This window comes from Arthrobacter sp. NPDC089319 (genome assembly GCF_040684925.1).
Lineage (GTDB): Bacteria > Actinomycetota > Actinomycetes > Actinomycetales > Micrococcaceae > Crystallibacter.
Window position 1 is genome coordinate 252,342 of sequence record NZ_JBFBGZ010000003.1, and the last position, 14,247, is coordinate 266,588.

Here is a 14,247-nt window from a genome sequence, read left to right on the forward strand (position 1 = left end):
GTGAAGGTGCGCCGGCCGCCGTCGTGCTTCAGCAGCTCAGTCCGTGACCGGGACGGCTCGGTCATTGGCGTAGCTCACGCCTAGCTGGGCGCGCACGCCGTCGAAAAGCCGCATGGTGTCCACGGTGTCCGCCCACGGCATGGTGGGGCTCTGTTGCAGGCCGGCCTGGATGCAGCGGGTGACCTCCCGCAGTTCAAAAACGTAGCCGTGGCCGACCTTCGGGAAGGTTTCCACCCGTGCCTCGCCCAGATGCGGCTCGATGGTCACCTCGGTGGGGTGGTGCAGCGGCGCGTTGCTCCGCAGCCAGCCGCCGGTGCAGGCCACCGTGGCCGTGCGCGGCGAGGCCGCCTGCAACGAACAGGCCAACTGCGCCTGCGCGCCCGAGCCGTAGCTGAGCGTCATGGCGTTCTGGGCGTCCACGCCGTCGTCGTTGACCAGGCCGGTGGCGGAGACCGTCTGCGGGAAGCCCAGCGATCCCAGCGCCCAGGTCAGCGGATAGACGCCCAGGTCCAGCAGCGCACCGCCGCCTGCGGCAGGGTTCCAGAGCCGGGCTGCCGGGTCGTAGACGGCAGGAAACCCGAGGTCGGCCTGCACCCAGCGGACCTCGCCGAGCTCGCCGGAGGCCAGGATCTCCCACGCACGGTTGATGATGGGCAGGAACCGCGTCCAGACCGCTTCCATCAGGAACAGCCCGCGGTCGGCCGCCAGCTCGGTCAGCTCCAGGGCTTCCCGCGCATTGATGGTCAGCGATTTTTCACACAGCACGTGCTTGCCGGCTTCCAAGGCGCGCCGGGCGATCCCGTAGTGCTGGCCGTGCGGCGTGGCCACGTAGACCACGTCCACCTCCGGGTCGGCGAAGAGTTGGTCGTAGCCGGCTCCGGCATCGCCGTCGAAATAGGCGGTAGCGAAACCGAAGCGCCGCCGGAAGGCCGCGGCGTTGGCATGATTGCGCGAGCTGACGGCTTGCAGCACGGCGTCGGCCAACCGGGCGAGGTCTTCGCTGACCAGGGTGGCAATGGCTCCGGTAGACACCACGCCCCAGCGCAGCGGACGGCCGGTGGCCTGGAGCGGGCCGGGCGAACCGGGCGCGAGGCAGGGCGGCGGCGCGATGCGGGGAAGTTGTGTCATGGCTCCATCTTGGCCGCCTACCGGCTGGGACGTCCATGGGGACGCTCAACCTTTGTCCCATCGCTCCCGCGCGGCAGCTGAGCCCTACCGGTGTGGACCTATGGATGGTACAAAGTAAGTAGGCTCAGTATTTCCGACACTACGAGGAGGAGCAGCACATGGATACCGGAATGATTGTCGGCATCATCGTCGCGATAGTTGTACTCCTGATCATCATCGGAGTCATCGTCTTCTTTGCTCGGAAGCGGAGCACGCAGCGCAAGCTCGAAGAGCAGGAAGAGCACCGCCGGCAGGCAGCGGAGATGCGGCAGGGCGCGCAGGCGTCGTCGGTGGAGGCACGGGAGCGTGAGGCGGACGCCATGCAGGCGCAGGCCGAGGCCCAGCGCGCGGACGCCGAGGCGGAGCGGGCCAAAATTGAGGCCGAGCGCCTGCGCCAGGACGCCGAGCGGCGGCAGCAGGACGCGCAGGGAATCCGGCGCGAGAGCGAGGAGACGCTGCGCAAGGCCGACGATCTGGACCCGGACATCAATACCAAGGATCGTGCCAGCAGGTCGGACCGCCACCACGACGACGGCTCCCAGCACGGCGACGCCGGCACCGGCCGTCCGGCAGGCACCGATACGACCCGCGGCACGGACCCGGGCACGGACACCGCCCGCGAGGGGGACGCCTACCCCACAGAAGGCGACGAAACCGGCCGCCACATCGACGAGACGCGGTATACCGATGACACCCGGAATGCTGATGACCCTCGCAATGACGACCCTCGCCGCGGCGAAGGCGGCAGCCACAACATCTAAGCGGAAGCCGGTTCATACGCCGTCCGTCGGCCGGCCTTGCTGAGCATCGGCAGGATACTTAGCAGGCAGCCGGCGGCGGCCGCGAGGATCAACCGTCGGTAGCCCACGAATCCGATCAGTGCGGCCGCGCCCGGTGCCCTTTTGGAAACCAGCAGTCAGCGGAGCCTGGATGGCTCACGATCCGGGCACGCAAGGCTGCGGCTGGTCGGCGAACCGGAACCACTCCGGTAGGTCTGCGGTGAAAGCTTCGGCAACGGGGGAGGTGCCGATGGAGCGCCAGTCCACCACGGCGTCGACCTCTACCTCGTGCTTGTTCCATTCAAACCAATTGACCATCTTGAGCTGCGGGTAATCCTCTGGGATGCGCGGATCGAACAGTTGACGCCACCAGGCCTGCTTGATCGCCAGTTCCTTGGCGCCGCCCGTACCGGGAATGCTCAACGCTGCCGTTTCGGGAACGGCCACCGGCTTGCCGCGTTCCGCGCCGTACTCGGCGTAAAAATCCGGCACGGCCAGGTCGTTGCCGCCGGCGCCGTTATACGTCCCGGTCAGCTGCTGCAGGAATTTTCCTTCTTCCGGCACAACGTTGGCGCCCCAGGGGTAGGTGTTGCCCCAGTGGTAGAGCGACATCCCTACCCAGTCGACGGCCTCATCGCCCGGATAGTACGGGGCGTACGGATCGTCATCGCCGGTGATCGTCCCGTCCTTGTTGGTGTCCAAGTCCAGGAAGTCCCGGCTCTTCGGCCCGGACTGGTGCTGTCCGCCGGCGAACGGATAACCGCCGCCATAGTTCGGTGCCCACATCGTGGCGCTGCCCGGGGCAAGGCGGTGGATCGACTCCGCCACCCGGCGGAACGCTGCCTTGTACGCGTCCGGCTGCTGGCCCCATGCGTACCAGGATCCGTTCATCTCGTGGGCGAAGCGGACGATTACGGGCACGCCGGCCCGGTTGTAACGGTCAAGAGTGGTGGCGAGGTCATCCGTGACCTGGGAGGTCACCGCTGCCAGTCCGGCCCGCGGCTCGAGGGTCAGGAGCAGAATCCCGCCTTCGGTTCGGACCTGTTCAAACGCCGCTTCCAGGTTTGCCTTGGCATCGGTGCCCAACGGGAAGGATGCGAAGCTGACCACCACGGCCGGACTGCGGCCCAGGTTTTTGCCGTATTCCTGCAGTGTCTCTTGCTCCCAGTCCAGGTTCACGCCGGCCAGCGCCCCTGACCTCGGGGCCAAGGATGCGCCATCGCGGGCAACGCACACGGCATCAGACGGTGCGGCGGTGGATGGGGAGGGGTCTGCGGAACAGGCGGAAAGTCCCAGGAACAGCAGCACGGAAGAGGCGGCCGTCTGCCACGCCCGGTTCAAAGTCACGCTCCCCATTCTTCAGCATGAACCGCCGCCGCGGTTTAGCCCCGGCCCAAAGACACCGCCCCCTCAAGCGCCGGAGTCAGCCCTTGACCGAACCGCTCATCAGGCCGCCGACGAAGTACTTGCCCAGGATGATGTAGACCAGCAGCGTGGGCAGCGAGGCGATCAGCGCGCCGGCCATCGAGGCGGCGTAGTCGGTCAGCTGCCCGCCGGCCAGGAAGCTCAGCGCGATGGTCACCGGCCCGTTGGAACCGGAGGAGAAGAACGCTGCAAACAGGTAGTCGTTCCACGCGGAGGTGAACTGCCAGATCAGCACCACCACGAAGCCCGGGGTGGAGATCGGCAGGATCACCGAGGCGTAGGTGCGCAGCAGGCCCGCGCCGTCCATTCGCGCGGCTTCGATCAGCTCGCCCGGAACCGACTCGTAGTAGTTGCGGAAGATCAGCGTGCAGATGGGCAGGCCGTAGACGATGTGCAGCACCAGCAGCGAGGGAATGCCGTTGGGTACCCCGAGGCCCTGCATCAACTGCGTCAGCGGGATCATCACTGCCTGGTACGGGATGAACATGCCGAACAGGATCAGCGTAAAGACGACGTTGGCGTACGGGAATCGCCAGCGCGAGAGCACGAAGCCGTTCATCGAGCCGAGGAAGGCGGAGATGATCGACGCCGGAATCACCATGGCGAAGGTGCGGCCCAGTGCCGGCGCCAGGGTGTCCCAGGCCTTTTCCCAGCCCGTGGTTTCCCACGTGGTGGGCAGGAGCCAGGCGGTGGAGGGATCGGCGTCGGACGGGCCCTTGAAGCTGGTGATGAACAGGACGTAGGCCGGAATCAGCACCACGAACACGAACAGCAGCAGGATGGCGTATTTGAGCGTCCGGTTCATTCGCTGCCGGCCGGTGCGCGGTGCCGGCGGCCGGGGCCGGGCGACCTCGACGGGCGGCGGGACGGTTGCGGTGGTCATCAGCGTTTCTCCTGCCGCGAGGTGTAGACGAGGTACGGAACAACCACCAGCGCCACGAGCACCAGCATGATGGTGCCGATGGCCGCCGAGTCGGCGTAGTCGCTGCCGATGTACTTGACCCACATCATAGTGGCCGGCACCTGGATGTCGTACGTGTTGGCATCCGGAACGATGGCGCGGATTAGGTCGAACAACTTCAACGACATGTGGCCGATGATGATCACGGCCGAAAGCATTACCGGGCTCAACTGCGGGAAGATGACGTGCCGGTAGAGCTTCCATTCGCTGCAGCCGTCGATCCGCGCCGCCTCGCGCAATTCTTCCGGGATGCCGCGGAAGCCGGCCAGGAACAGTGCCATCACGTAACCGGAGAGCTGCCAGATGGCGGGTACGGCGATCGCGGCGATGCCCCAGTTGGGGTCCGACCACCAGCTGTTCTGTAGGAAGCCGAGTCCCACGCTGTCCAGCAGCCGGTTCAGTCCGGTGGTGCGCTCACCTCCGGACTGGTCGGTCTGCAGGCTGGAAAGCAGCCAGCGCCACACCACGCCGGAGGCGATGAAGGACACTGCCATCGGGAAGAGGTAGACCGAGCGGAAGAATCCCTCGCCGAAAGCGGGCCGCTCCAGGATCCATGCCCAGAGGAAACCGAAGATCAGCGTGCCGGCCAGGAACACCACGGTGAGCAGGAGCAGGTTGCGCAGCGCGTGCTGGAAATCTGCGTCCCCGAACAGCCGGAAGTAGTTCTCCAAGCCGACGAAGTCCGACGACGGCCGGGCAGTATGCTGGTTCGTCATCGAGATGCGGACGTTCTCCGCAATCAGAGCGTAGACAAAGACGGCCAGCAGGACGAGGGTCGGGGAGATCAGGGCTAGCGCCGGGCCCCAGGTCTTGACTTTCTTGAACATCGAATTCTCCTTGTGCCGCCGGCACACCGGGTGGGACGTGGAAGGGCGGGCGCGGAGGTTCTGCCGCGCCCGCCCATCCGGGGGGTGTCCTGGTTACTGCTGGAACTTCTCGGCGATGGACGCCGCGGAGTCCTGCAGCGCCGCAACATCCTGCGGGCCGCCGAACTTGCTCACCGCGGTGCTCAGTTCGTTCAGCCAGGCCACGGGCACTGCGGCTCCGTGGGCCAGCGAGGACACGATCGTGTCGGACGAGAAGTCCTCGATGGCGCTCTTCTGGTACTCGCCGAACTTGTCGGCCGGCACGTCTGTGCGGGCCGGGATGGAGCCCTTCGCCGCGTTGAAGGCCTGCTGGCCGTCAACACTGGAGATGGTGGTCAGCCACGCCTTCGATCCGTCGGGATTCGGAGCGCCCTTGGGCAGTGTGAACGAATCGGCCAGGAAGTCGAAGACGCCGTCGGTCCCGGGGGTCGGGAAGTAGACGTAGTCCTCGCCGGGCTTTTTGCCGTCCTGGGAGAACTTGGCTTCGGCCCAGTCGCCCATCACGTTGTAGGCGGCTGCTCCGTCCTCCACCAGCTGCGTGGCCGGACCCCAGTCGCTGAGGGTGTCCCGGTCAGAGTTGGTGTAGCTGAGCGCCTTCTTGTAGTTCTCGATGGCCTTGGTGACGTCTGCGCCGGCCCAATCGGTGGTGCCGTCCCAGAGCCCGTTGTACCCTTCGGCACCCAGAGTGGCCAGCAGGATGTTCTCGAACAGCTGTACCTGGGTCCACGTGCCGGCTACGGCCAGCGGGGTGACCCCGGACTCCTTGATCTTGTCCATGTCCGCAAACCAGGCGTCCAGATCGGCCGCCGGCTTGGCCGGGTCAAGGCCGGCCTTCTCGAGCACGTCCACGTTGGCCCACACCACGTTGGCCCGGTGGATGTTCGACGGAACGGAGTAGATCTTTCCGTCAACGGTGAGGCGGTCCAACAGGTCCTTCGGGAAGGCCTCGTTCAGCTTGGCTTCTTCGTAGAAAGAGGTGAGGTCCTCGAGCTGGTCGGCGGCGATGTAGTCCTGCAGCTCGGCGCCTGCATGGGCCTGGAACGAATCCGGTGGATTGCCCGACTTCAGGTTGGCGGCCAGGACGCTCTTGGCCTGGCTGCCGGCGCCGCCGGCGACGGCCAGGTTGTCGAACTTCAGGTCCGGGTACTGCTCGGAGAAGATATCCACCAGTGCATCCAGTCCGACCTTCTCGGAACCGTCCGCCCACCAGGTGAAGACTCCCACCGAACCCGACGCTTCTGAGGGATTGGCATCCTCAACCGCGCTTCCACCGCCGCAAGCGGACAGGAGCAAACCTGCAGCCGCAACGCTGGCGAGCATAGCTATGCGTCGCATAACGCCTCCATCAATCAACAGTCTGTGGCCACGGGGTCTGCATGACCCGCACACGGATGTGTGGCTTGAACGAAGTTAACTCCGTCACAGGGCTTGTCGTCAAGAGTTGAACGCAAAGCGTTACCCAACTGTCGGTCGGCGGCAGGCTCAGACGAAGGGCAGTTCGGCCTGTTGGAGCACTAGTGTGGCGGCTCCCAAGGCCTCTGCGCGGCTGCCCAGGGTGGACATTGCCAGTTCGGTAGATTCGCCGACGACGGGGACCACGTGGCGCAGTAGCCCTCGCCGCACCGGGTCCAGCAGGATGCCGCCGAGGCCGGTGAGCGGGCCGCCGACCACGATGAATTCGGGGTTGAGCAGGTTGCAGACATTGGCCAGTGCACGCCCCACGGCCAGGCCCGCATCGTCTATCACCCGAAGGGCGGCCGGGTCGCCGTCGAGGGCAATCCGGACAATATCCTCCGTGCCAATCGGTGCGTTGCGGCCGTGGCTGAGCAAATCAATCATGGTGGACGTGGACGCGACGGTCTCCAGACAGCCGCGGTTGCCGCAGCGGCAGATGACTCCGTGTTCGGCCACGGTGGCGTGGCCGATCTCGCCGGTGACCCCGATATGGCCGTAATACAGTTCGCCGTTGAGGACCAGGCCTGCACCGATGCCCGATCCAATTTTCAGGAACACCAGATTCTGGGCGTGCTGGTACGGTCCCCAGCTGACCTGCGCGAGTGCGCCCAAGTTAGCGTCATTGTCCACGAAAACGTCCGCGCCGAACCGTTCCTGCAGCCGGGCCAGCAGGTTGATGCCCACCCATTCGGGCAGGATGGCGCCGTGGATCACGGTGCCGGTGCGGCGATCGATCGGTCCCGGGATTCCGGCACCGACGCCGAGCACCGCCCCGGGGGAAACCGAATTTTCATCCAGCAACCGTTGGACCAGCCGGGCTGCGGCGTCGATGCCCTGCTCGGCGTCGTGGCCGAGCGGCAGCTCGACGGCGTCAGCGGCCAGCACGCGGTGGTCCAGGCTCACCAGCACAACCTGCACGTGCCGCCGGCCGAAATCCACTCCGACCGCGACGGCGCCGCGGCCGTCGATCCGGACCGACAAGGCCCGGCGGCCCGAACTGGTGGTCGGCTCGGTGCTGATCAATCCGTCTTCGGCCATGGCCTTGACGATGTTGGACACGGTGGCGGTGGATAGCCCGGTCTGCCGGGACAGCTCCGCCTGCGTCAGCGGACCGCGGGCCATCAGCGACTGCAGGATCCGCTGGCTGTTGCGCCGGCGCAAAGCGCTCTGGGAGCCGGGCCGGAGCTGTGGGTCGCGCGGAACGGAGCGCGACGAGGCATCGAGCGTGGACGGCGGATCGGCTGACATACTCAAAAGAGTGCGTCAGCTGCGACTTGTAGTCAAGAAGTTAACGCAATCTCGCCCTGAATGCGACGCCGGCACCGTCATTGGGTGCCGGCGGCGGTGAAGCTCCTACAGCTCGCTGGCGTCGTCGATCGCATCGCGGTGCAGGGCAGCGAGCTCCACGTAGCGGGCGGCGTTGTCGAGGACGGATTGGTACTCTTCCTCGGTCAGCTCGCGGCGGACCTTGGCGGGGACACCTGCAACGAGGGAGCGCGGCGGAATCTGCGTGCCCTCCAGCACGACGGCGCCGGCTGCCACCAGCGAGCCTTCGCCCACTACGGCGCCGTTCATGATGGTGGCGCTCATGCCGATCAGGCAGTTGTCCTCGACGGTGCATCCGTGGACCACTGCGGCGTGGCCGACGCTGACGCCGGCGCCTACCGTGCAAGGAAAACCGGGGTCGGCGTGCAGGACCACGTTGTCCTGCAGGTTGCTGCGTTCGCCGACCCGGATCGGAGCGGTGTCACCGCGCACGCTCACGCCATAGAACGCGCTGGAGTCGGCGGCGAGGGCCACGTCCCCGCTGAGCGTGGCCGTGGGCGCAACAAAGGCGGACAGGTCGACGGCCGGCAGCATGCCGGCGATGGTGATGATGTGGGCCATGGCACCAGCCTAGCCAGTGCGCGGCGCTTCAGCGGGTTCGTGACGGACGTGCCGCGCCGGTAGCCGCCCCGTCAAGGCTTGGTGACGACGAAGAACTGGTAGTGCCGGTCGGTGCCCGGCCGGTCCCACGTGGTGAAGCCGGAGACCAGTCCGTGCTCACCGAAGAGCCGGCGGACGGTGTCGTCGCGGCGCCGGCTGAAGAAACGGTCCTGCTGGATTTCGTCGCCGACAACGTTGACCTCCTCGTCGTCGCCGGACCAGAGCCCGACCGCCAGCGGAGCTCCCTCGGCCAGGACGCGCATCGTCTCGGCCAAAACATCCGGCAGGTCCCGGTCTGGAATATGCAGCAGCGTGCTCATGGTCCAGCCGGCCGAAAACGTGCCGCTGGCGAACGGCAACTCGCGTACCGAGCCGACCACCGCCTCCAAATGCTTGGCACGGGCGATCCGGACGTTTTCCTCGGACAGATCGATGCCGGTGTAGTGGATTCCCGCAGCCTTGAACGCCAGCCCGTCCGCGCCGGTGCCGCAGCCGATCTCCAACACGCTGTGCCGGTGCGCCGCGACGAGGGACGCGATGAACGTCTGCCTGGCAGCGTCCCGTTTCGGATCCCGAGCGCGGCGGTCGCGGGCGGGGGCTTGGCGGTCATAAAACGCCTTCAGCTCCGGCTCGTGGTTGCCCATCCGTCGAGAGTACGCCCCGGGCGGGCCGCGGCACAGGGGCGGGCGCCGCCGTCGTGGTCAGCGGATGCCGGACTCACGACGGTACGCCCCGGGCGGGTGCCGGACTAGTTGAAGACGACGGTGCGGTTACCGTCCAGCAGCACGCGGTGTTCGGCATGCCACTGCACCGCGCGGGCCAGCGTGCGGGCTTCGACGTCGCGGCCCAGCGCCACGAACTGCTCGGCGGTATGCGAGTGGCGGACCGGGATGACTTCCTGGTCGATGATCGGGCCCTCGTCCAGGTCCGCGGTGACATAGTGCGCGGTGGCGCCGATGAGCTTCACGCCCCGGGCATGCGCCTGGTGGTACGGCTTGGCGCCCTTGAAGCTGGGCAGGAAGGAGTGGTGGATGTTGATCGCCTTGCCTGCCAGTTCGGTGCAGAGTTCGTTGCTGAGCACCTGCATGTAGCGGGCCAGGACCACCAGCTCCACGTCGTGTTCGGCGGCCAGGTCCAGCAGCGCCTGCTCGGCCTGCGGCTTGGTGTCCGGCGTGACGGGAATGTGGTGGAAGGGGATGCCGTAGAACGCGGCGAGATCGGCCAGATCCGGGTGGTTGGAGACGATGGCCGGGATCTCGATCGGCAGTGTGCCGGAGCGCTGCAGGAACAACAGGTGGTTGAGGCAGTGGGCCGACTTCGACGCCATCAGCAGCGTGCGCATCTTGACGCCCTCGCGGCGCAGCTTCCAGGTCATGCCGAACTCCAGCGCCACCGGCTGCAACCGTTCGTGGAGTCCTGTGTAGGACTGGTGGGTCGCCACCGCCACCCGCATGAAGAAGCGTCCCGACTGCGGGCTCTCATACTGCTGCGATTCGGTGATGTTTCCTCCGGCCTGCACCAGCGCGCCGGCAACGGCATGCACTATGCCGGGGCGGTCCGGGCAGGAGAGCGTGAGGGTGTAAGCGGTGGGATTGGCGGCGTCAGTCACGAGTCCTAGGCTACCGGCTGCCGTTCGTCTTCGGCGGCAAGGCGCCTGGTGGCCGCGACGGCGGCAGCGCGGCCGGCGCGGGTGGCGCCCACCGTGGACGCGGACGCCCCGTAGCCGACCAGGAAAAGGCGCGGCTCCTTCAGCACCGAGACGCCGTCCTCGGCCATCATGATGCCGCCGCCGGGTTCGCGCAGCCGCAACGGCACCAGGTGGTCCAGCGCCGGCCGGAAGCCGGTGGCCCAGAGGATCACATCCACGTCTTCGGTGGAGCCGTCGGCGAATTCGACGCCGTGTTCGGTGATGCGCTCCAGCTTCCCGCGGGAGACGAGGATGCCGGCGTCAATGCCGCGTTGGTACGTCTCGGTCAGCGGCAGGCCGGTGGCGGCAACCACGCTGAGGGTGGGCAGGCCGGCACGGGTGCGCTCGTTGACCCGGCGCTCCACATCAACGCCCCACTCCTTGTCGAACGGGGTGGCGGTGAAGTCCGGCGCGCGGCGGGTGGACCAGAGGGTGCCGGCCCCGGCGGCATCCAGTTGCAGCAGGAACTGCAGCGCGGAAGTGCCGCCGCCGACCACCAGCACGCGCTGCCCGCGGAAGTCGTCGGCCGACCAGAATTCCCGGGTGTGCAACTGGCGGCCGCGGAAGCCTTCCTGCCCGGGGTAGTGCGGCCAGTATGGCTTGTCCCAGGTTCCGGTGCCGCTGATCACCGTGCGTGCCAGCCACTCGCCATCGGTGTCGCTGCGTACCCGCAGGAAGTCACCGTCGTCGTCAATTGAGGTGACACGGACGGAGCGGCGTACGGGCAGCTGGAACTGTTGCTCGTAGGCACCGTAGTAACGGCGGACGACGGCGGAGGACGGCTCATGCGGATCCGGAACCCCCAGCGGCAGGCCGGGGAGGTCGTGCAGCCCGTGCGCGGCGTCGAAGGTCAGCGAGGGCCAGCGGTGGCGCCAGGCGCCGCCCGGGCCGTCATTGGCATCCAGGACCACGAAGTCGCGTTCGGGAACCAGTCCGCGGCGGAGAAGCTGGTAGGCGGCGCTCAACCCTGCCTGGCCTGCGCCGATCACCACGGTCTGCAGCTGATGGCCGCTGCCTGTTGCCTGGTCCGCCACGGTGCTCCTTAGATTGTTGACACTTCAACTTCTATGGGCTGTAACGGCGGCGGGCGGCAGGGTATTCCGGGCCTCGCCGGGCTGGGCCGGGCCGCGCCGCGCCTCGCCGGGGCGGGCCGGGCCTCACCTCGCCGGGTCGGGCCGGGCCTCGCCTCGCCGGGCCGGGCGGGGCGGGGCGCGCGCGGGGCGAGGTAAGGCGTGCCGCGTTGAACTGGCGGCCGAGTACGCGGCGGGCGGCGGGAGCCGGGCCGTCTCCGGTGCCCGTCCCTGATGCCGCGAAACCGTTCTCTCCCGGCCCCGATGGCGCTAGGGTGGCAGCAGCGATGACGGAGGGCCGTGCCATGACGCATCTGGAACGTCGAAACCCGCTGCGCAGCAGACCCATGCGGGTCATGCTGGCCGTCGCAGTAGTCGTAGCCTTGGCCGGCTGCACCGGCGGCGGCAGTCCAGGGCCGGCTACAAGCGGTGGGGCCACCCAGACGCAGGGCGGCGAGGGCGGGCAAACCGGGGGAGCGCAGGCTGCCGGCGGCATTCCGGACATCGTGCAGCGCGTGCAGCCGTCCGTAGTCACAATTTTCACCAAGGGCGGCTTGGGCAGCGGCGTGGTCTATTCCAAAGACGGGCTGATCCTGACCAACGAACATGTGGTCGGCGACAGCACCAAGGTGGAAGTGGCCTTTGCCGATGGACAGCGCAGCACTGGGCAGGTGCTGGCGACGGACGCGGTGTCCGATCTGGCTTTGGTGCGGACCGGGCGCGACGGGCTCCCGGCCGTCACGTTCGCGCCGGGACTGCCGAGGATCGGCGAACTGGCGGTGGTGATCGGTTCGCCGCTGGGCTTCGAGAATACTGCCACAGCCGGAATCATCTCCGGCCTGCACCGTTCCATCCCCGGCTCATCCTCGTCCAGCCTGGCGCTGGTGGACCTAATCCAGACCGACGCCGCGATCAGCCCCGGCAACTCGGGCGGCGCCGTCGTCAATGCCCGGGGCCAGCTGGTGGGTATCAGCGAGGCCTACATTCCGCCGGAAGCCGGTGCGGTGTCGCTGGGCTTCGCCATTCCCGCCGCAACCGCTGAGGAAGTTGCCGGGGAACTGCTCAAAAACGGTGCCGCCACGCACGCTTTCATGGGGCTGGCTCCTGCCACCATCACGCCGGAGATCGCACAGCAGCTGGGGATGCCGCAGGCCGGCGGCGTTGTGGCGCTCAATGTGACCAACGGCGGCCCGGCCGACAAGGCGGGAATCCAGCCCGCAGACGTGCTGGTGAGCGTGGACGGAGAGGACCTGGAAACGGCCGAGGACCTGCTGGCCGTCCTGCGGAAGCACGATCCGGGCGATGTGGTCACCGTGGAAATCCGCCGCGGCAGCGACACCAGCACGGTGAAGGTCACGCTTTCGGACCGGCCCACGGGATGACCGGCTGTTAGGATTGGCTCGCCGCGACTGGCGTTAGGTGGGACACCACCAGGAAGCGGCAGCAGGGACGGGATACCTCGGTTGCCGGCTCCTGCAGATGCAGACCACGGATCGCACGCCTGGGACGTAAGGTCACGTTTGGGCCGGAGTGTGTCCGGGGCTGGTAACGCGTCATGCGTGCGGTACGTGCACCCGGTAATCTGGCCTGTAGCAGTGAGATAAGCCCACCACCCAGGAGATTCTCCCCGTGACTTCCACGCCCTCTGTGACCGATCTGCCGTTGTCCCAGGTTGATCCTGAAATCGCCGCTGTGATCGATGCCGAACTCGGCCGCCAGCGCGACACCCTTGAAATGATCGCCTCCGAGAACTTCGCACCGCGTTCGGTGCTCGAAGTCCAAGGCTCGGTCCTGACCAACAAATACGCCGAGGGTTACCCGGGACGCCGCTACTATGGCGGCTGTGAGCACGTGGACGTCGCCGAGAACCTGGCGATTGAGCGGGCCAAGTCGCTCTTCGGCGCGGAATTCGCCAACGTGCAGCCGCACGCCGGTGCCCAGGCCAACGCTGCCGCCCTCTCCGCCCTCATCCAACCGGGCGACAAGATGATGGGCCTGTCGCTGGCGCACGGCGGACACCTGACGCACGGCATGAAGCTGAACTTCTCCGGCAAGCTCTACCAAGTGGCCGCCTACGAAGTAGACCCGCAGACGTTCCGGGTGGACATGGACAAGGTCCGCGAGCAGGCGCTGGCCGAGCGCCCGAATGTGATCGTGGCCGGCTGGTCCGCCTACCCGCGGCAGCTGGACTTCGAAGCCTTCCGCTCCATCGCGGATGAGGTCGGAGCCTACTTCTGGACCGACATGGCGCATTTCGCCGGGCTGGTCGCGGCCGGCCTGCATCCGAACCCGGTGCCGCACTCGGACCTGGTCACCTCCACGGTGCACAAGACCCTGGCCGGCCCGCGCTCCGGCGTGATCCTGGGCAAGGAAGCCTTTGCCAAGAAGGTCAACTCCGCGGTGTTCCCGGGCCAGCAGGGCGGCCCGCTGATGCATGTGGTGGCGGCCAAGGCCGTGGCTTTCAAGATTGCCGCCGGCGAGGAATTCAAAGTGCGCCAGGAACGCGTGCTGGAAGGCGCCCGCATCCTGGCCGAACGACTGACCGCCGCCGATGTGGCCGAGGCCGGCGTCTCGGTGCTCACCGGCGGCACCGACGTGCACCTGGTCCTGGTGGACCTGCGCAACTCCGACCTGGACGGCAAGCAGGCCGAAGACCTGCTGCACGAGGCGGGCATCACGGTCAACCGCAACGCCGTGCCGTTCGATCCGCGCCCGCCGATGGTCACTTCCGGCCTGCGGATCGGTACCCCGGCGTTGGCCACCCGCGGCTTCGGCTCCACCGAATTCACCGAGGTTGCCGACATCATCGCCACCGCGCTCAAGGGCGGGGCTGACATTGCCGCGCTGCGCGCCCGCGTCAAGAAACTGGCCGACGACTTCCCGCTCTACCCGGGCCACGAGGAGTGGTGAT

Annotated in this window: 13 protein-coding genes; 3 read left to right on the forward strand and 10 right to left on the reverse strand. The window is 67.3% G+C overall.

Annotation, left to right across the window (positions count from 1 at the left end; all coding sequences use genetic code 11):
* Nucleotides 1-36 precede the first annotated feature (36 nt).
* Entirely contained in the window at nucleotides 37-1,128 is a 1,092-nt protein-coding gene (locus AB0N75_RS06320) for a Gfo/Idh/MocA family oxidoreductase (protein WP_364646734.1), read from the reverse strand.
* Nucleotides 1,129-1,286: 158 nt separating this feature from the next.
* Between AB0N75_RS06320 and AB0N75_RS06325 the strand changes: the two genes are divergently transcribed.
* The gene (locus AB0N75_RS06325) at nucleotides 1,287-1,928 is read left to right on the forward strand and encodes a hypothetical protein (RefSeq protein ID WP_364646737.1); all 642 of its coding nucleotides are present in this window, start codon (nucleotides 1,287-1,289) and stop codon (nucleotides 1,926-1,928) included.
* Nucleotides 1,929-2,102: 174 nt separating this feature from the next.
* On the opposite strand, the gene AB0N75_RS06330 is transcribed toward AB0N75_RS06325, so the two are convergent.
* The 9 genes from AB0N75_RS06330 to AB0N75_RS06370 all read right to left on the reverse strand — a co-directional run bounded on the left by AB0N75_RS06330 (nucleotide 2,103) and on the right by AB0N75_RS06370 (nucleotide 11,300).
* Complete coding sequence (locus AB0N75_RS06330; RefSeq protein WP_364646740.1) at nucleotides 2,103-3,293, reverse strand: glycosyl hydrolase; 1,191 nt, start codon at nucleotides 3,291-3,293, stop codon at nucleotides 2,103-2,105.
* A 76-nt stretch (nucleotides 3,294-3,369) separates the two neighbouring features.
* Nucleotides 3,370-4,254, reverse strand: coding sequence for a carbohydrate ABC transporter permease (locus AB0N75_RS06335; protein WP_364646743.1), 885 nt, complete (start codon nucleotides 4,252-4,254; stop codon nucleotides 3,370-3,372).
* Nucleotides 4,254-5,159, reverse strand: coding sequence for a sugar ABC transporter permease (locus AB0N75_RS06340; RefSeq protein ID WP_364646745.1), 906 nt, complete (start codon nucleotides 5,157-5,159; stop codon nucleotides 4,254-4,256). The genes AB0N75_RS06335 and AB0N75_RS06340 overlap by 1 nt, the downstream gene beginning before the upstream one ends.
* Before the next feature lie 93 nt (nucleotides 5,160-5,252).
* Nucleotides 5,253-6,533 (reverse strand): ABC transporter substrate-binding protein, encoded by a 1,281-nt coding sequence (locus tag AB0N75_RS06345; RefSeq protein ID WP_364646748.1) that lies wholly within the window; start codon nucleotides 6,531-6,533, stop codon nucleotides 5,253-5,255.
* Nucleotides 6,534-6,680: 147 nt separating this feature from the next.
* Nucleotides 6,681-7,901: an ROK family transcriptional regulator gene (locus AB0N75_RS06350; RefSeq protein ID WP_364646751.1), complete on the reverse strand. Its 1,221-nt coding sequence runs from the start codon at nucleotides 7,899-7,901 to the stop codon at nucleotides 6,681-6,683.
* Nucleotides 7,902-8,006: 105 nt separating this feature from the next.
* Nucleotides 8,007-8,540 carry a gamma carbonic anhydrase family protein gene (locus AB0N75_RS06355; protein ID WP_364646754.1) on the reverse strand — a complete coding sequence of 178 codons (534 nt, stop codon included), beginning with the start codon at nucleotides 8,538-8,540 and terminating at the stop codon, nucleotides 8,007-8,009.
* A gap of 71 nt (nucleotides 8,541-8,611) precedes the next feature.
* Nucleotides 8,612-9,223 carry a class I SAM-dependent methyltransferase gene (locus tag AB0N75_RS06360; protein ID WP_364646757.1) on the reverse strand — a complete coding sequence of 204 codons (612 nt, stop codon included), beginning with the start codon at nucleotides 9,221-9,223 and terminating at the stop codon, nucleotides 8,612-8,614.
* A 104-nt stretch (nucleotides 9,224-9,327) separates the two neighbouring features.
* Nucleotides 9,328-10,188: a formyltetrahydrofolate deformylase gene (gene purU, locus AB0N75_RS06365; protein WP_364646760.1), complete on the reverse strand. Its 861-nt coding sequence runs from the start codon at nucleotides 10,186-10,188 to the stop codon at nucleotides 9,328-9,330.
* A gap of 5 nt (nucleotides 10,189-10,193) precedes the next feature.
* Nucleotides 10,194-11,300, reverse strand: a complete 1,107-nt coding sequence (locus AB0N75_RS06370; RefSeq protein ID WP_364646763.1) for an NAD(P)-binding domain-containing protein — start codon at nucleotides 11,298-11,300, stop codon at nucleotides 10,194-10,196.
* A 341-nt stretch (nucleotides 11,301-11,641) separates the two neighbouring features.
* Here AB0N75_RS06370 and AB0N75_RS06375 point away from each other — a divergent pair, with 341 nt between their 5' ends.
* Together AB0N75_RS06375 and glyA are read left to right on the forward strand one after the other, a co-directional pair.
* Nucleotides 11,642-12,718: a trypsin-like peptidase domain-containing protein gene (locus AB0N75_RS06375; RefSeq protein ID WP_364646766.1), complete on the forward strand. Its 1,077-nt coding sequence runs from the start codon at nucleotides 11,642-11,644 to the stop codon at nucleotides 12,716-12,718.
* A gap of 238 nt (nucleotides 12,719-12,956) precedes the next feature.
* On the forward strand, nucleotides 12,957-14,246 hold the full coding sequence (gene glyA, locus AB0N75_RS06380) for a serine hydroxymethyltransferase (protein ID WP_364647035.1): 1,290 nt from the start codon (nucleotides 12,957-12,959) through the stop codon (nucleotides 14,244-14,246).
* The last annotated feature ends 1 nt before the right edge of the window (nucleotide 14,247 follow it).